The sequence below is a fragment of the Paenibacillus sp. FSL H3-0333 genome (assembly GCF_038002805.1).
GTDB classification, from domain to species: Bacteria; Bacillota; Bacilli; order Paenibacillales; family Paenibacillaceae; genus Paenibacillus_AQ; species Paenibacillus_AQ silagei.
On record NZ_JBBODG010000001.1, the window covers coordinates 2014874 to 2032771 of the forward strand.

Genomic DNA, 17898 nt, shown 5'->3' on the forward strand with positions numbered 1-17898 from the left:
ACATTTATCGGCGCACACCGCCGGGAGGAGAATTCAGACATGAAGATGTTCAAAAAATTCACAGTTACAGCACTTACCGCGGTGATCGCGGTTACCGCATCCTTTGCAGGGGCAGCCGCAGCAGCGGACAGCCTCAAAGGTAAAATCACCGTTAACGGTTCTACGGCCCTGCTTCCGCTGACGCTGCAGGCCGCTAAGGAATTCCAGAAGCTTCACCCTAAAGTGAAGATTGCCGCTTCCGGCAAGGGCTCCGTGACTGGACCGCAGGCCGTGAAGAAGGGGATTGCCGATATCGGAGCCTGCGACTGGGATGCCAGCATTGATGTTCCGGGCTTCAAGGCCTTTGACGGACAAGTGGCGAATAAGGTCGCTGTGATTCCTTTTGCAACCATTGTTAATAAGAATGTCGGAGTCGACAACCTGACTACAGAGCAGCTTAAAGGCATCTACGCCGGTAAAATCACCAACTGGAAAGAGGTCGGCGGATCGGACGCGAATATCGTAGTGATCACCCGTGCCTTCGGCTCCGGTACGCGCGTTAACTATCAGGCCAAGGCGCTGGGCGGCGGAGATATCGTGAAGAAAGAGAAGAACTACAAGGAAACCGGCTCCAGCGGCGACATGAAAACAGCTGTAGGTACAACGCCTAACGCTATCGGCTACATCGACCTTGTATATGTAACCGGCAATGATATCAAGGCTGTAAAGTTCAATGGTGTGGAAGCTACTACGGATAACGTGATCAACGGCTCGTACAAGATCTGGGCTTACGGCTACTACATGACGAAGGGCCAGCCGACCGGCGCGACCAAAGAATTCATCGAATATGTACAGAGTAAGAAGTTCCAGCAGGGCTCGCTTAAGAAGCTTAAGTTCATTCCAATCTCTGCGATGCAATCCTAAGATTCTTGAACCAAGCAAGCACAATAAGATTGATAGGTAACAGCGGCCAGCTCCGGGATATACGGGGTTGGCCTCTTACAGGAGGGAAAGTATGGGGGCACCGGTTCATGGCCTGACAGCGAAGACACAGACAAGCCTAGAGGAAGTTAAACGTAACACCAAGCGGCATCGCAGACATCTGCTCGGCAACAGCATCTCCCGGTATTATTTCTTATTCAGCATCCTTGCGCTCTGTCTTGTGCTGGGACTAGTTATTGTATTCATCGGCAAAACGGCGCTGCTGCTCTTCACCCGCATCTCCCCGCAGGACTTCTTCTTCTCGTTCAACTGGACGCCGGAAGAGGATGCCTTCGGCGCCGCCGCCTTCATCGTAAATACATTGTCGCTTACCGCGCTGACCCTGGTCATTGCCGTGCCCATCTCGGTCGGGATGGCTGTGCTCTGTGCGGAGATTGCCCCGAATTGGCTGAAGAGCTTCATCCGTCCGGTGCTTGATCTGCTGGTCGGTATTCCTTCTATTGTATACGGCTATCTGGGCTTGACCGTGCTGCTGCCCTTCCTGCGCAGAGTCAGCGGAGAAGGCCTCGGGGACGGACTGCTTGCCGCCGCATTCGTGCTGGCATTGATGGTACTGCCGACCATCTGCCGGATCAGCGATGATGCAATTGTCTCTGTTCCGCGCAAATACCGTGACGCTGCCTATGCGCTCGGATCGACCCGGCTTCAGGTCATTATGCGCGTCGTTCTGCCCGCGGCCAGCCGGGGCATTATCTCGGCGGTCATTCTTGGCATGACCCGCGCAGTGGGGGAGACCATGGCGGTGGTGATGGTCATCGGCAATACGCCGCAGCTGGCGAAAAGCCTGTTCGCACCCACCTCGGTGCTGACCAGTAATATCGTGATGCAGATCTCCAACGTGGAGTTCGACTCCACCTGGAACTACTCCCTGCATATGATGGCCTTCCTGCTGCTGCTGATCTCGTTTGTACTGATTCTGATTATCCGGCTCCTGGGCCGCAAACGGAGGGATGCCTAATGAACGGATTCACGCGCACACGCCATACAGCCAGAGCCCAGCGGCGCAATAAACTGGCGACCATCGGCTTCTATACGCTGGGCGTTCTGGTCATGCTGCTAATCTTCTGGCTGCTGTTCACCATTCTAAGCAAAGGCTTGCCTTCGCTCAGACTGGACTTCCTGCTCAAGCAGCCGGAGGAGATCGATCCCGGCGGCGGGATTGGTCCCGTCCTGTTCAACTCCTTCTATATCCTGTTCATCTCGCTCCTGATCTCCGTTCCGATCGGGATCGGGGCAGGGATCTATATGGCGGAGTACGCGCCGGATAACGCCTTCACGGGTGCGCTGCGCATCTGCGTGGAATCCCTGTCCTCGGTGCCGTCCATCGTGTTCGGCCTGTTGGGCCTGGCGATCTTCGCCGAATATTTCGGCGTCGGCCTGACTATCCTCGGCGGGGGTGTCAGCCTGGCGCTGCTGAATCTGCCGATGCTGGCCCGCGTCACGGAGGAAGCAGTGCGAGCGGTCCCCGGCGAGATCCGAGAAGCCGGCTACGCCCTCGGCATGACGAAATTCCATGTCATCCGCAAGGTCGTCGTGCCGGTAGCCCTTCCGGCCATCGTCACAGGCGTCTGCCTGGTGGCCGGACGCGCCTTCGGGGAATCGGCGGTCATCATCCTGACCGCCGGGCTCAGCACATCCGGCGAGATGTGGGACTTCAACCTCTTCTCACCGGGCGAGACTCTGGCTGTGCATCTGTGGTACGTGCAGTCTGAGGCCATCGTCGAGGATGCGCGGCAAATCGCGGATAAGTCTGCCGCTGTGCTGGTCTTTGTCGTGCTGCTGATCAACTTTATGTTCCGCTTCCCGCTGTGGCTGGGCAACCGCCGCCGGGGACGCTGAGAGGGATGCAAACGGGAGAATAGAGCTATATCCTGGAAGAACAGGCTGCTCTGCTATGGAAGTTTCATGGCGGGCAGCCTGTTTGCTGTGTAATGGAGGGAGCTTAGGAGTGCTTAGGAAAGCGCTGTAATTCACCCTGAATTTCCTGTTTCCGGGTCTGGATATGTTATAATTCGGCTATAAAATAAGTGCAGGCTGGACTAGCCTGTGCCCATGATAAGGACAAGGAGGCAGAACGCTGTGAGTACGCAGAAGACCAACCGCCGTAAGCCGGGCCGGAAGCAGGCGCCCGTGTATCCCTTGAATACACCGCTGCCGAGACCGGAGCTGCTTGCCATTCTGCAGGCAGCTGATGAGATTATCGGTGCAGGAGGGCGTACGCTTTTGGCCAAGATCCTGAAGGGCTCGAAGGAGAAGAAGCTGCTCGAACTCGGCCTGGATCACACGCCCGCCTATGGCTTTTACCGCGAACTGACGATGGAGCAGACCATGGAGAAGGTGGACGTCCTCATAGAAGCCGGGTACCTGAAGATCGGGCTGTACGGGAAGCTTCCCATGATCGAGTTCACCGTCTACGGCTGGACCGTCCGGCGGGAACGGGCGGCGGAGGAGCTGCTGCGGGAGTGGGAGAAGTGGCTGGACCAAGGGATCACGCCGGTCAGTATGGAGTATCTGAAGGAACGGAACCGTGGCATGATTCTGTTGTTTCTGTTCAAAATCCTGTGTACCGGTGACCAGAAATACATCCCTTTCCTGGAGCAGTGGCAAACGATAGAGTTTCAGAAGGTACAGACTCAAATCCGCCAGCTAATTGCAGACCTTAGAATGCGCTGCAAGATGGATGAAACAGCGTGGCAGCAACTGCTGGAGGAAAGAGCGCAATTGCTTATTATACGCCCGCGTGATCATGTTTTGCTGGCATGTCAGGAATGCGGGGAGCCGTTTGTGTTCGATCACCTTGATTTTAGCTGCTACCGGGCAGATGGCATTTATTTTCCGGAGAAGTGCGGGCGTTGCAGGAATACGGAGGACGGCATGCATGAATAGGCAGGAATTGAACAAGAAAGTGGGCGAAATTGTTAAGAAGCTCATTGCAGGAAAGGGCGTTGTCGCTCCGTTGGAAGTCTTCCTCAGACTTGGAGCAGTCAGTCCTGAACAGGTAGAAGAGTGGCGTCTGGGCAAAGTTCCTTATCTGGAACGGGTCCTTCGCGGCAACCTGTCGCAGTTCAACTTCATCCTCTCACTGATCCGTCAGAAGGCACGGGAGCATGAACTGAAGCCATCTCACACCGTTTATATGAAGTGGGGCAAGGGCCCCAAGCGTCCGCTTCGCTTCTCGAAGACCGGAGATCCAACCATGGAACAGCGTTATTCGACACATTATGTAATAACAAGCTCTGCGGACAGGCGTGATCCGCCGGAATAAGGGATCTCCAGTCCGCATAGTACGTGCACTGTTCGCTGTTACTCCGGCATCCTCCCCAGGTAGCCGGTTCAACGTGGACAACAAAGTGAACGAATAGAATGTAGCCACCAGCAGAGCTATCCGGACTGAGGGTACGCTATTCGTCGAAAAAACCAACTTTTCTGTCTTAAACGGACTCAGAGGACGTTAAACTGTGCATTCGAGCAGGAAATGCGGAGAAACAGGTTACTTAACGGCCATTGAGTCCGCATGGCCCTGCGGATAGGCGTGATCCGCCGGAATAAGGGATCTCCAGTCCGCATAGTACGTGCACGGTTCGCTGTTACTCCGGCATCCTCCCCAGGTAGCCGGTTCAACATGGACAACAAGGTGAACGAATAGAATGTAGCCACCAGCTGAGCTATCCGGACTGAGGGTACGCTATTCGTCGAAAAAACCAACTTTTCGGTCGTAAACGGACTCAGAGGACGTTAAACTGTGCATTCGAGCAGGAAATGCGGAGAAACAGGTTACTTAACGGCCATTGAGTCCGCATGGCCCTGCGGATAGGCGTGATCCGCCGGAATAAGGAATCTCCAGTCCGCATAGTACGTGCACGGTTCGCTGTTACTCCGGCATCCTCACCAGGTAGCCGGTTCAACGTGGACGACAAAGTGAACGAATAGAATGTAGCCACCAGCTGAGCTATGCGGACTGAGGGTACGCTATTCGCCGAAAAAACCAACTTTTCTGTCTTAAACGGACTCAGAGGACGTTAAACTGTGCATTCGAGCAGGAAATGCGGAGAAACAGGTTACTTAACGGCCACTGAGTCCGCATGGCCCTGCGGATAGGCGTGATCCGCCGGAATAAGGGATCTCCAGTCCGCATAGTACGTGCACGGTTCGCTGTTACTCCGGCATCCTCCCCAGGTAGCCGGTTCAACGTGGACAACAAAGTGAACGAATAGAATGTAGCCACCAGCTGAGCTATGCGGACTGAGGGTACGCTATTCGCCGAAAAAACTAACTTTTCTGTCTTAAACGGACTCAGAGGACGTTAAACTGTTCATTCGAGCAGAAAAAGCGGAGAACCGGGTTACTTAACGGCCCCTGAGTCCGCATGACCCTGCGGACAGGCGGGATCCGCCGGAATAAGGGATCTCCAGTCCGCATAGTACGTGCATGGTTCTTATTCCTCCACTACTAAAGAATGAGGGCGGGTCTGTGAAGTTCATTTCCCGCTCAAACAGCGGAGAGGACGGAACGATTGTGGAAAAGCGATAGCGTTCGTCTCCGGATTTTTACCGATTAGGGAAATAAATAAAATCTGGAGACAACAGCGATTGTAACAACGGTCCGTTCGCGCAGCGTTCACCCAAGCGACAAAAGAACATCCCGCTCAAAATAAAAGGGGGTTCTCATCCCCCGGACGACAAAACAGCCCTCCCGAAGGAAGGCTGTTTCTATGACGTCCCGGAAGGGATACAGCCAAAATTCGGCTGATTGCGAAGTAGTGCTATCGAAGCGTATGCTCCAACGTCCCCGGCTGTCGCCAAGGGTTCTCATCCCCCGGACGACAAAACAGCCCTCCCGAAGGAAGGCTGTTTCTATGACGTCCCGGAAGGGATTCGAACCCCTGACCGTGCGCTTAGAAGGCGCATGCTCTATCCAGCTGAGCTACCGGGACATGGACACTGACTTAAAAGCAAGCAAAAATTATGTTATCATACATAGTTAACTTTTTCAACTTGTTTTTTTGAAACCGGGCAGGGATATGCTATAATCTACAATTGATTAAGGTTCAGAAGCGATTACAGTTCGGAGAAAAGGAGGTGCCCTCATGAATCAATTCAATTCCCCCGCCAAAGAAAACATCGTGCTGTTTCCCAAGACCCTGGATTACTACCAGATTCAGCTCACAGTTATGCTGGAGAATGAACGTTACGGGGAAGCGATGGAGCTGCTGCGTTTTTTGCTGCAGTGCCAGGGACAGGAAGAGCGGCACTACGAGGAATGGCGGTCGCTGCTGGAATGGCTGGTGGCGGCCTTCCCCTACGCGGCGCAGGGCGGTGACGGGGACGATGCCCCGGATGCGGAGGAGATGGATCTGGGGGAAGAGGACATGGCCCGGATTCTGGCCAGATCCAAGCTGGAGGAGGATGCGGAGTACCCGGATAAGCTGCTGAAGCGGGTGATGAACGAACCGCTGTCTGAAGCGACAGTGCTGGCGCTGGAGCAGCTCTCCTACCTGGAGGGGAGCGGGGTGGATGAAGCGCTGACCGGCTGGCTGCAGCAGGCTGAGGTGCATCCGCTGCTGCAGTTCCGCACGCTGCAGACGCTGCGGCGCAGAGGGGCTCAGGGGGCAATCAGGCTGAGCCGGGGCCATGAGGCCGCTGAGGTGGAGATCGAGACCGTACCGCTGCAGAACGACGAGTTCCCGCCGCAGATCAGCCAGGTGCTGGAACGGGTGGCGGAGCAGGCGGAGGTGCATGAGCCGACGCTGTATTATTTTGCCCAGGAGCTGTGGGGGCAGTTCGTCATGTCCATCTACGGGACAGCGGATTACCGCAAGCTGCTGGACGGGGAGTATTCGCAGCTGGATATTTGGGCGGGGGCCCTGCACCAGATGGTGTCGGAGAGCCTGAACGGGAACCGCAAAGAAGAGGAAACACGGGGGATGTACGGCATCACCGATAGCATGCGCTTCCAATTTGAGGGGGCCTACCGTTCGCTCAGGGGATTCGTGAAGAGTTCTCTACTTGATAAATAAAGTAATGTTGTATATAATATAGTGGTTATTCTGTGCGTGAAATGTTGGACTATTTAAGTAAACATGTAACCTATTTTTGGAGGGAAAAGTATATTATGAAAGCAACTTGGGAAAAGATAGAGAAGAACCTCGGAGTTCTTGAAGTCGAAGTAGAAGCAGACCGCGTAGCTGCAGCACTCGACAAAGCCTTTAATAAAGTGGTAAAGAAAGCAAACGTACCTGGATTCCGTAAAGGTAAAGTACCGCGGCCGATTTTTGAATCCCGTTTCGGTGTTGAAAGCCTGTATCAGGATGCTATCGACATTCTTCTTCCTGAAGCTTACGGCGAAGCCGTTGAACAGACTGACATCTTCCCTGTAGACCGTCCTGAAGTGGACATCGAGCAATTCGCCAAGGGCCAGCCGTTCATCTTCAAAGCGAAGATCACAGTTAAGCCAGAAGTGAAGCTGGGCGAGTACAAAGGTCTGGAAGTACCAGTACAGAAGGCGGAAGTCACTGACGAAGAGCTGAATGCTGAACTGAAGCGTCTGCAAGAGCGTCACGCTGAGCTTGTTGTCATCGAAGAAGGAGCAGCAGCGAACGGCGACATCACAGTAATTGATTTTGACGGTTCGGTTGATGGCGTTCCATTCGAAGGCGGACAGGCTGAGCGTCATTCCCTGGAGCTGGGCAGCAATTCCTTCATTCCAGGATTCGAAGAGCAGGTAGTGGGCATGTCCACTGGAGACTTCAAGGATGTTGAAGTAACCTTCCCTGAGACTTACCACGCTGCTGAACTCGCAGGCAAAGCTGCTGTATTCAAAGTGAAGCTGCACGAAATCAAGCGCAAACAGCTTCCTGAGCTGGATGATGAATTCGCCAAGGATGTTAGTGAATTCGACACTCTCAAAGAATACAAAGCAGACCTGAAGGCACAGCTCGAATCCCGCAAGCAGGAAGAGCTGAAGAGCGTTCGTGAATCCGCGGTAGTTGACGCAGCAGCAGCAAATGCTGAAGTGGAAATTCCTGAGGCCATGATCGCCAGCGAAGTGGAGAACATGGTTCGTGACTTCGATACCCGTCTCCGCCAGCAGGGCATGAACATGGATATGTTCCTCAGCTTCTCGGGCCAGACTCGTGAAGACCTGCAGGGACAAATGAAGGGCGATGCTGAGAAGCGCGTTCGTAACAACCTTGTTCTGGAAGTTATTGCTAAGGAAGAGAAGATCGAAGTGTCGGAAGAAGAAGTTACGCAAGAGCTGGCTACTATGGCTGAAGCTTACAAGCGTACTCCTGAAGAAATCCGCAGCATTCTGGCAGCCAACGGTTCCCTGAGCAGCCTGAACGATGAGATCTCCCTGCGCAAGACCATCGAATTCCTCGTTAGCAACAGCGTGGAAGTTGAAGCTCCGGCAGCACCTGCAGAAGAAGCGGCAGCAGAAGAAGCAAAGGCTGAGTAAGCTTCAATCCTTTACCTAGAACGGCTATCCATTAGCCTCCATAGAGATTTGATAAGGCACGTAAGTTTTTGTTACGTGCCTTATTTTTATCGGGGGCCGGGCGTTTAGTAGTACATATCATGAACCCTTCAATTGGCATTGTCCGTGGAATTGCGTTATAATGGCATGCACATGAACAATGCGGTTTAGGGACCCAGTGAATAAATGACATCCCGCTTTGAACGTGTTAAAATATTTCTGAAACGGAAAGACTAATCTGTATAGAGAAAAGAGGTTGGTGGCATGAGTCTGGTACCAATGGTTGTGGAAACGACAAGCCGGGGAGAACGCTCATACGATATCTATTCCAGATTGCTCAAGGATCGCATCATCTTCCTGAGCAGTGCGATTGACGATGATGTCGCCAATCTGGTTATTGCGCAGTTGCTGTTCCTGGCAGCAGATGACCCCGAAAAAGACATTCACTTGTACCTCAACTCGCCCGGTGGTTCTGTCACAGCCGGCATGGGTATATATGATACGATGCAATATATCAAACCGGATGTTTCAACGATTTGCGTAGGGATGGCAGCCAGTATGGGATCATTGCTCCTGACAGCCGGAGCGCCCGGCAAGAGATATGCGCTGACCAACAGCGAGGTTATGATTCATCAGCCGCTTGGCGGCGTTCAGGGGCAGGCGTCCGACATCTGGATTCATACCGACTGGATTCTCAAGACCAAGGCGAAGCTGAATCAGATTTATGTAGAGCGCACAGGTCAGCCCCTTGACAAAATCGAACGGGATACAGACCGCGATAACTTCATGAGCGCGGAAGAAGCGAAGGAATACGGGCTCATTGACCAGGTACTCTCTTCACCGATCATATCTTAAAGGGGTGGTAAGATGTTTAAATTTAACGATGAAAAAGGACAATTGAAATGTTCCTTTTGCGGCAAATCACAAGAGCAGGTTCGTAAGCTCGTAGCGGGACCTGGCGTTTATATATGTGACGAATGCATCGAGCTGTGCACGGAGATTGTGGAAGAGGAGCTGGGCCACGAGGAAGAGCTGGATATGAAGGATATTCCGAAACCGAAGGAAATCCGTGATATTCTGGATCAATACGTTATCGGCCAGGAGCAAGCGAAGAAATCGCTCTCCGTCGCTGTATACAATCACTACAAGCGTGTGAACAGCCAGAGCAAGATTGAAGATGTGGAGCTGACGAAGAGCAACATTCTGCTGCTCGGACCTACAGGCTCCGGTAAGACCCTGCTGGCGCAGACGATGGCGAAGATCATCAACGTGCCTTTTGCCATTGCAGATGCCACTTCCCTTACGGAAGCCGGTTATGTGGGTGAAGATGTTGAGAACATTCTCCTGAAGCTGATTCAAGCGGCTGATTATGATGTGGAGAAAGCCGAACGCGGCATTATCTATATAGACGAAATTGACAAGGTAGCGCGTAAATCCGAGAACCCGTCCATTACCCGTGACGTATCCGGTGAAGGCGTTCAGCAGGCGCTGCTGAAGATTCTGGAAGGTACAGTCGCTTCAGTTCCACCGCAAGGCGGACGCAAGCATCCTCATCAGGAATTCATCCAGATTGATACTACGAACATTCTGTTCATCGTAGGCGGTGCCTTCGACGGCCTGGAGCAGATGATCAAGCGCCGTATCGGCAAAAAAGTCATCGGCTTCAACGCTGCGGTTGAAGGACAGAAGGACCTCAAGGCCGGTGAATACCTGTCCATGGTATTACCTGAGGATCTGCTGAAGTTCGGTCTTATCCCAGAGTTCGTCGGCCGTCTGCCGGTGATCTCGACCTTGGAGCCGCTTGATGAGAGCACCCTGGTACGTATTCTCTCCGAGCCTAAGAATGCGCTCGTGAAGCAGTATGTGAAGCTGCTGGAGATGGATAATGTAGCTCTGAAGTTCGAACCGCTTGCTCTTGAAGCGATTGCGAAGGAAGCGATCAAGCGCAACACCGGTGCCCGTGGACTGCGTGCCATCATTGAGAGCATTATGCTTGATGTGATGTACGAGGTGCCTTCACGGGATGACATTAAGGATTGTGTCATTACCGAGCAGGTTGTTAAGGAGAAGTCCCTGCCGGAGCTTAGTCTCAAGAAGGATAAGAAAAAAGAAGAAAGCGCGTAAGCCAGGCTTAAATAACCGGGCCTGACACGGCTTAACAATACAGCTCAGGGTCTCCACTTTCTCCCGCACACCCCGCATGACCTGCGGGGGCGGGGAGGGTGGAGCTTTGATCGTTATGGGGGAGAAAATCATGTTCCTGAGACACCAGACCCGTTCCGTCAATGTTGGCGGAGTGATTATCGGGGGTAACAACGAGGTTGCCATCCAAAGCATGTGTACGACCAAGACCGCTGATGTGGAGGCAACCGTGGCCGAGATTCTGCGGCTGGAGGAAGCCGGCTGTCAGCTCGTGCGTGTAACGGTCAACAATGAAGAAGCGGCAGCAGCGATTAAGGAAATCAAGAAGCAGATTCATATCCCGCTCGTAGCGGATATTCATTTCAATTACAAACTGGCCCTGCTGGCGATTGAGAACGGCATCGACAAGGTGCGTATCAATCCCGGCAATATCGGACGCCGTGATAAGGTGGAAGCTGTCGTTAAGGCCTGTAAGGAGAAGGGGATACCGATCCGTATCGGGGTTAACGCCGGTTCACTGGAGAATCACCTGCTGGAGAAATACGGTTATCCTACTCCGGAGGCGATGGTTGAGAGTGCCTTGTACCATATCGGCATTCTGGAGGAGCTGGACTTCCACGATATTATCGTATCGCTGAAGGCATCCGATGTGCCGATGGCCATCGAAGCCTACCGCAAGGCAGCGGAGGTCATTCCTTATCCGCTGCATCTGGGGATTACCGAGTCCGGTACTCTGTTCGCCGGAACAGTGAAGAGCTCGGCCGGGATCGGCGCGCTGCTCTCCATGGGCATCGGCAGTACAGTGCGGATCTCCCTGAGTGCTGATCCGGTGGAGGAAGTGAAGGTAGCGCGTGAGCTGCTGAAGACCTTCGGTCTGATCTCGAATGCGGCAACTCTGATCTCCTGCCCGACCTGCGGACGCCTGGATATTGACCTCTTCTCGATTGCGAACGAAGTGGAGGAGTACATCTCCAAGCTGAAGGTGCCGATTAAGGTATCCGTCCTCGGCTGTGCGGTGAATGGTCCGGGGGAAGCCAGAGAAGCAGACATCGGCATCGCCGGTGCGCGCGGAGAAGGGCTGTTGTTCCGTTACGGCAAGATGATCCGCAAGGTGCCTGAGGCGGAGCTGGTCTCCGAGCTGAAGAAGGAGATTGACATTATTGTGGAGCACTTTGAGGCGACTGGCGAGATTCCCGGCCGTAGTCATGCCGGACTGGCTCCGGCGGTAGTTGCCGGTAACCCGGAGAGCAGCAATTAACTGAACTCATTCTAGTCACTAGGTTATATACATGTAGCGCCCGGCCACAGCGGCCCTGATATCATCAGGGCGTCTGCGGCCGGGCGTTTTTTCATACGTTTTTTCGGAAGAAGACCTTCTTAAGCAGGGTTGTTACATAGACCAGGGAAGGGATCAGCACCAGGAACAGGAAGGCGAATTTCCCCCATACCGTGCCGATAATGTTGTTGACATAGACAGTATTGATATAGGTGCTCCAGGCGATGATGAGGAACAATACCGCCAGCGGATAAATTAGATGTCCAGGAGACTTGACCCGGAAGACGGTCTGAATTCCTTTCAGAATGGAGAGGTAGAGCAGTGAGATTTTGATGAAAAAGGTTAATACCCAGATGGTGATCAGTATGCCCTCAACGCGCTGCAGGATGTTCCCGATATTGATGGTTTTGGCCAAAGCGAAGGCAGGAAAGGTACTGTTCTCCGTCTGTTCAATGCCCAGGATAAGGATGCTGAGCAGCACGATCAGGAGCAGCGCGGCACCGCCTGTAATCGTACCCCAGAGGAAGGCCTTCTCCCCGCTTGACCGCTTATGGACCAGAGGCAGGAATGTCATCATTACGATAAGCTCCTGAAACATAGCCGCCTGACCCCCGGCCTGGAAGACAGGACGGATGCCACCCTCCAGAACAGGCTTGATATGATTCCACTCGATCTGGGGGATCAGGGTCAGCACAAGGATCAGGAATAGAAACACTACCCACGGAAAAAGCAGCTCCCCCAATCTGGCGAGGATGATCACTCCCATACTGGCACTCATCACCGCAGCGAACAGGAACGCGATCTGGATGGCCTCAATCGGGGTCTCCGGCATGATCTCACTGGAAATGAAGAATCCGAGGTCGCCCAGCAAAGTGCCGGTGAGAATGAAGAAATAGAACAGATACAGCAGGGAGATTATTTTACCGGGCCACTTGCCGAAGGCAGCTTCATGAATCTCAAAGAGATGTCTGCCAGGGTGAAGCCGGGCAATGAACAGATACAGCACCACCATGATGAGGTTGATCATAAGGCTTGCGAGCGAGGCGATCCAGGCATCTTCTCTGGCGGTATGCGCAAGTCCGCTCGGGATGACCAGAATGGAGGTGCCGATGGTTAAACCGAATGTCATGATGTAGAACTGCCTTGGGGCAATACCGGTATAGCTCTTCACCTCTAATTCTCACCTCCTGTACGCACAAAAGTATTCAGAGCAGCAGCTCCATGATGCTGCGGACCCAGTCGAGCGGTCTGAACTGGGGCAGCTTGGCCTGCTCTGCTAGAACGGCCATGACGCTCAGAGTCCAGATCCCATAGTAAATGGTGGCGTCCCGGACCGAGCGGAGCTTGAGGATGGCCGGGGTTTGCAGGAATAAGACAAACAGCAGGAAGCACAGCAGCAGCAGACTCCAGTTCATTTCTCCTCAAGCTCCCTTCGGAGCGGCTGGATGACCGAGCCTATGCGCCGGATCACCACATTGGACTGAACATGGACCTTAACCGTCTTGAAGCTGTCCTCCCAATGCTGGCGGTACTCCTTCCACAGATGGGGGTAGTGCCGGTGCAGCGCTTCTCCGAAGCCGAAGATATCCGAATTGTACCGCTGCTGGATCACTCGGATATCACCGGACAACCGCTCATTGTAGCGCTTCTCCAGATTCTTCTCAATACCCTCGATGCTGGAGGGCTTGTTCAGATCCAGCGTGCCCTCCACGGTCGTCAGATTTCCTTCTATGTTCAGCCGCACAGTGAATGCCGGTTTGTCCTGTTCATTCAGTCTGATCTTTATTGAGGTGTCTGCACGGGTAACAATGAATCCCGCAGTGCCGCCATCCGGGGCAGGAACATTTCCAGCCGTGGAATCCACGTTGTTCAGCGTATAATTGACAGTCTTGCTAAGCGGTTCTCCCAGCCATCCGACCAGCTTGTCTTTTTTGAATACAGCAATCCCGGCGTGCTCGATCAGCGCCTTCGGGCTGATGCTCCGTACATTCTCGGTCGTCTCTGCGTCCTGTACCTCTCCTTGTAACTGTACCCCTGACATGATCGGATTAGAGCCGCCGCGTTCAAGCTCGGTAATGAATTGCTGTAGCGTAACCTTCCCGGTGGCTGCCCATTTCTTATGGGAGACCAGAATCGAAGAGTACAGGGAGTTCGCCGGAATATGCTCGAAGGGCGTGATCACCTCCAGAATCTTTGAAGCTTTGGCATTCTTAGCTACGAGCAGATAAAAGTCGGTACGAAGCTGATTATCGCGTGAGATGTAATCCAGCGCATCGCTGACCCCGCTGCGGGCCAGCGCTTCCCCGAACACAAGCACGCGGATATGAGACAGGTATAACATACGGGGGGTTAAGCTGAGCATCCGCTGCAGGGCATCGGGGACGGTCTTGCCTACCGACTTGTAGGTAGCGACAGGTAGGCTTCCGGAGGAGGCACCCTTCTGGTTGCCGGCTTCGCTGGGATTCATAACCTGAACAGTAATCGCATAGCCTTCCGGGTCCAGATCAATCCCGAGCGCCATGACCAGAGCGAGATCATTCAGTTCCTTGCGGCTCCAGCATCCAGTTAGCGGCAGGAGACTCAGGAGCAAGAGAAGCGTAACTATGCGTCTTCCACGCATCAGGCAGCATTCCTTTCCAGTATGGATTCGCATATTTCCCCTAATTGCGTCCGAAATACTTCTTCATCCCGCGCCGCGAGACACGGATGAAGGTATCCTTCTGGCTCTGCCAGCGCATAGGGGCCAAGGAGGTCATGTAAGGAACGCCCACCGAGTCCAGGCTGCACAGATGCAGACCCAGCATAATCATTGCGATAATCATCCCGTACAGGCCGAAGGAAGCGGCAATCGCCATCAGCACAAAACGCAGCATCCGTACAGAGATTCCAACATTGAAGGCCGGCAGCGCGAAATTAGCAATGGCTGTGATAGACACCACGATGACCATAGCGGCTGAGACGAGTCCGGCATCGACAGCAGCCTGGCCAATAACCAGCGTTCCGACGATAGAGACGGACTGGCCGATCGACTTGGGCAGCCGGATACCCGCTTCGCGGAGAACCTCGAACGTAATCTCCATGATGAATGCTTCAAGGAAGGCCGGAAAGGGAATGCCCTCGCGCTGTCCGATCAGACTGATCAGCAGAGTGGTCGGAATCATCTCCTGATGAAAAGTAGTGATTGCGATATAGAAGGAAGGAGTCAGCAGCGCAACGGCGAAGCAGAAGTACCGGAGCAGCCGCACCAGACTGGCAAAATCACTCCGCTGATAATAATCCTCGCTGGACTGGAAGAACTGGACCAGCAGCGCAGGAACTACGAGTACGAACGGAGTGCCTTCGGTGAGAATGGCGATACGCCCTTCCAACAGTGCCGAAGCCGTAACATCGGGACGCTCTGTATTATAAACGGTAGGGAAAGGGCTATAATGCTTATCCTGAATGACCTCCTCGATATAATTGCTCTCCAGCACGCTGTCCAGTCTGGCCTTATCCAGCCGGCTGCGCAGCTCCTGCAAGACGACGGGGTCGGCATTGTCTTCTATATACATCACAGCTATATTGGTCTGTGTCTGTTCACCGAGCCTTCGCTCTTCAATGCGCAGCTTCGGGTTATGGATTCTCCGGCGGATCAGAGCGGTGTTCTCCCGCAGGGATTCCGTGAAGCCCTCGCGCGGCCCCCGCACCACGGATTGGGATACGGCATCTTCTACCGCACGCTGCTTCAGCGCTTCTGTACCGGCAGACAGCGCCACCCTGCTCCCTTCAATGAAGAGAATGGTGTTGCCGGACAGAATTTCATTCTCAGCTTCTGTATAGTTGCAGATCTCCCCCACCTTGCCGAGGGTAAGTGTCCGTTCCTGCAGCAGCTTAAGACAGGTCTGCGGATGGAAGTCGTCCATCTCATGGAACAGATTGGCATCCTCGTGGATGGCCTGGATCAACTCCCGCGGCTCCGACAGTCCTTCAATAAATATGATTACAGCGGACAAGGGGCCGAGCGAGATGAATCGGTAGATGATATCTGCGCTTTTGCCCATGCGGGCTTGCATTCCCTCAATCACGGAGGACAGAGATTCCGGCAGCTCCTCCTGCGGCGATTCTGCCTGTTCAAGTGGTGTCATGTGCATTCGCCTCCTGTTGTTCCGTATAGTCTTTCCGATTGTGGGAATCGTATGCAATTGAGGGACAACGAGGGCGGCGCTGGCTCTGTTTTTTTGGCGCAGGCGTTTACTAATGAGTGAAACGGCTATACTACCTAGTAGTAGTTGAATACAGGATAGATAGACGGAAGGATACAGGAGGGTGACCTATGGAACTAAGTATATTGCTGATGGTCGTGCAGCTCTTTTTCGCGCTGGTCATCGGCGTTTATTTTTGGAATCTGCTGCGGGGACAGAAGACCAATAAGACAGCGGTGGACCGGGAATCACGCAAGGAGCTGGACAAGCTGCGCAAAATGCGGATGATCTCACTGACCAAGCCGCTCTCGGAAAAGACGCGTCCGGCCTCCATCGACGATATCGTCGGACAGAAGGACGGGCTGCGCGCCTTGAAGGCCGCGTTATGCAGTGCCAATCCGCAGCATGTCATTATCTATGGCCCGCCGGGTGTGGGCAAGACGGCAGCGGCGCGGGTAGTTATGGAAGAAGCGAAGAAGAATGCGTTATCGCCATTCAAACGCGATGCCAAATTCACCGAGATCGACGCCACTACGGCGCGCTTTGACGAGCGCGGAATTGCCGATCCGCTGATCGGCTCTGTGCATGATCCGATCTATCAGGGTGCGGGGGCCATGGGGGTGGCTGGTGTTCCGCAGCCTAAGCCGGGAGCGGTAACCAAGGCGCATGGCGGCATTCTGTTCCTCGATGAGATCGGCGAGCTGCATCCGATTCAGATGAATAAGCTGCTGAAGGTGCTGGAGGACCGCAAGGTGCTGCTGGAGAGCGCCTATTACAACTCTGAGGATAACAATACGCCTGCGTATATCCATGATATCTTTCAGAATGGCCTGCCTGCCGATTTCCGGCTGGTTGGAGCCACTACAAGGTCGCCGGACGAGATCTCGCCTGCGCTGCGTTCGCGCTGCATGGAGATTTATTTCCGTCCGCTGCTGCCGGAGGAGATTGCCGTGATCGGACGGGATGCCGTCCAGAAGATCGGGCTGAAGCCAAGCCCCGAAGCGGTCGAGGTCGTGCAGCAGTATGCTACGAACGGCCGCGAGGCGGTGAATATGATTCAGCTGGCTGCGGGCCTTGCCTTGACCGAAGGCCGGGATACGCTGAGCGCTGCGGAAGTGGAATGGGTCGCCAGCAGCAGCCAGCTGCCGCTGCGGACGGAGCGTAAGATACCATCCGCCCCACAGGTCGGACTGGTCAACGGCCTTGCCGTCTACGGGCCCGGCATGGGCACACTGCTGGAGATTGAGGTCTCAGCCGCGCCAGCCCTTAACGGGCCGGGCAGGCTGAATATCACCGGGGTAGTCGATGAAGAGGAGACACGCGGAGGCTCGCGGACTGTGCGGCGCAAGAGCATGGCCCGGGGCTCGATTGAGAATGTGCTGACCGTCCTGCGCTCCATGAAGCTGGAGCCGGATAAGTATGACCTGCACATTAACTTCCCCGGCGGGACGCCGATTGACGGCCCGTCCGCCGGGGTGGCCATGGCGGTGGCCATTGTCTCCGCCATCCGGCAGCTGCCGGTGGACAACACGGTGGCGATCACCGGGGAGGTCGGCATCCATGGCCGGGTGAAGCCGGTGGGCGGTGTGGTCGCCAAGGTGGAGGCTGCCTTCCAGGCGGGAGCAACGACTGTGCTGATTCCGAAGGAGAACTGGCAGTCGCTGTTCGCCGATCTCGGCGCGCTGCGGGTGATCCCCGTGGACACGGTGGAGGAAGTCTTCCGCCACCTGTTCGGCACCGATACGGCGGACATCAGAATGCCCGCCGTATCCGGCGAGACGTTCTCCTCGTCGCCTTCGCTGCTGAAGGCGGATGCTTCGGGGGAGAGTCTGCCGGGATAGTGGA

15 protein-coding genes and 1 tRNA gene are annotated in these 17898 nt (G+C 54.4%); 11 read left to right on the top strand and 5 right to left on the bottom strand.

The features are described 5' to 3' along the window. The first annotated feature begins 39 nt into the window (after nucleotides 1–39). The 5 genes from MHH78_RS09025 (at nucleotide 40) to MHH78_RS09045 (ending at nucleotide 4246) form a co-directional block, all read left to right on the top strand. On the top strand, nucleotides 40–903 hold the full coding sequence (locus tag MHH78_RS09025) for a phosphate ABC transporter substrate-binding protein (protein ID WP_076086489.1): 864 nt from the start codon (nucleotides 40–42) through the stop codon (nucleotides 901–903). Nucleotides 904–994: 91 nt separating this feature from the next. Next, nucleotides 995–1939, top strand: coding sequence for a phosphate ABC transporter permease subunit PstC (pstC, locus tag MHH78_RS09030; protein ID WP_341167192.1), 945 nt, complete (start codon nucleotides 995–997; stop codon nucleotides 1937–1939). After that, the gene (gene pstA / locus MHH78_RS09035; protein ID WP_076086486.1) at nucleotides 1939–2820 is read left to right on the top strand and encodes a phosphate ABC transporter permease PstA; all 882 of its coding nucleotides are present in this window, start codon (nucleotides 1939–1941) and stop codon (nucleotides 2818–2820) included. The genes pstC and pstA overlap by 1 nt, the downstream gene beginning before the upstream one ends. A gap of 240 nt (nucleotides 2821–3060) precedes the next feature. Next, complete coding sequence (locus MHH78_RS09040) at nucleotides 3061–3867, top strand: RQC-minor-1 family DNA-binding protein (RefSeq protein WP_341167193.1); 807 nt, start codon at nucleotides 3061–3063, stop codon at nucleotides 3865–3867. Further along, nucleotides 3860–4246 (top strand): hypothetical protein, encoded by a 387-nt coding sequence (locus MHH78_RS09045; RefSeq protein ID WP_076086483.1) that lies wholly within the window; start codon nucleotides 3860–3862, stop codon nucleotides 4244–4246. Before MHH78_RS09040 ends, MHH78_RS09045 begins: the two co-directional genes overlap by 8 nt. Before the next feature lie 1594 nt (nucleotides 4247–5840). Here MHH78_RS09045 and MHH78_RS09050 read toward each other — a convergent pair. Continuing rightward, nucleotides 5841–5914 (bottom strand) — tRNA-Arg (locus tag MHH78_RS09050). Between the two features lie 153 nt (nucleotides 5915–6067). Here MHH78_RS09050 and MHH78_RS09055 point away from each other — a divergent pair. The 5 genes from MHH78_RS09055 to ispG all read left to right on the top strand — a co-directional run bounded on the left by MHH78_RS09055 (nucleotide 6068) and on the right by ispG (nucleotide 11854). After that, on the top strand, nucleotides 6068–6997 hold the full coding sequence (locus MHH78_RS09055; RefSeq protein WP_076079371.1) for a hypothetical protein: 930 nt from the start codon (nucleotides 6068–6070) through the stop codon (nucleotides 6995–6997). Between the two features lie 95 nt (nucleotides 6998–7092). Continuing rightward, the gene (gene tig, locus MHH78_RS09060; protein ID WP_076079372.1) at nucleotides 7093–8436 is read left to right on the top strand and encodes a trigger factor; all 1344 of its coding nucleotides are present in this window, start codon (nucleotides 7093–7095) and stop codon (nucleotides 8434–8436) included. A gap of 282 nt (nucleotides 8437–8718) precedes the next feature. Further along, complete coding sequence (gene clpP, locus MHH78_RS09065) at nucleotides 8719–9309, top strand: ATP-dependent Clp endopeptidase proteolytic subunit ClpP (RefSeq protein ID WP_036726029.1); 591 nt, start codon at nucleotides 8719–8721, stop codon at nucleotides 9307–9309. A gap of 12 nt (nucleotides 9310–9321) precedes the next feature. Beyond that, nucleotides 9322–10578 carry an ATP-dependent Clp protease ATP-binding subunit ClpX gene (gene clpX / locus MHH78_RS09070; protein WP_036697574.1) on the top strand — a complete coding sequence of 419 codons (1257 nt, stop codon included), beginning with the start codon at nucleotides 9322–9324 and terminating at the stop codon, nucleotides 10576–10578. A gap of 130 nt (nucleotides 10579–10708) precedes the next feature. Continuing rightward, nucleotides 10709–11854 carry a flavodoxin-dependent (E)-4-hydroxy-3-methylbut-2-enyl-diphosphate synthase gene (ispG, locus tag MHH78_RS09075; protein WP_341170299.1) on the top strand — a complete coding sequence of 382 codons (1146 nt, stop codon included), beginning with the start codon at nucleotides 10709–10711 and terminating at the stop codon, nucleotides 11852–11854. Nucleotides 11855–11945: 91 nt separating this feature from the next. Here the strand turns inward: ispG and MHH78_RS09080 are convergent, their stop codons facing one another. The 4 genes from MHH78_RS09080 to MHH78_RS09095 are packed head-to-tail and all read right to left on the bottom strand — an operon-like array spanning nucleotide 11946 to nucleotide 15996. Next, complete coding sequence (locus MHH78_RS09080; RefSeq protein WP_341167194.1) at nucleotides 11946–13043, bottom strand: GerAB/ArcD/ProY family transporter; 1098 nt, start codon at nucleotides 13041–13043, stop codon at nucleotides 11946–11948. Nucleotides 13044–13077: 34 nt separating this feature from the next. Next, the gene (locus MHH78_RS09085; RefSeq protein ID WP_076079373.1) at nucleotides 13078–13287 is read right to left on the bottom strand and encodes a hypothetical protein; all 210 of its coding nucleotides are present in this window, start codon (nucleotides 13285–13287) and stop codon (nucleotides 13078–13080) included. Further along, entirely contained in the window at nucleotides 13284–14492 is a 1209-nt protein-coding gene (locus tag MHH78_RS09090) for a Ger(x)C family spore germination protein (protein ID WP_076079374.1), read from the bottom strand. Before MHH78_RS09090 ends, MHH78_RS09085 begins: the two co-directional genes overlap by 4 nt. 40 nt (nucleotides 14493–14532) lie before the next feature. Then, the gene (locus MHH78_RS09095) at nucleotides 14533–15996 is read right to left on the bottom strand and encodes a spore germination protein (RefSeq protein ID WP_143803723.1); all 1464 of its coding nucleotides are present in this window, start codon (nucleotides 15994–15996) and stop codon (nucleotides 14533–14535) included. 188 nt (nucleotides 15997–16184) lie between these two features. Here MHH78_RS09095 and lonB point away from each other — a divergent pair, with 188 nt between their 5' ends. Next, nucleotides 16185–17894 carry an ATP-dependent protease LonB gene (gene lonB, locus MHH78_RS09100; protein ID WP_341167195.1) on the top strand — a complete coding sequence of 570 codons (1710 nt, stop codon included), beginning with the start codon at nucleotides 16185–16187 and terminating at the stop codon, nucleotides 17892–17894. Nucleotides 17895–17898 lie beyond the last annotated feature (4 nt).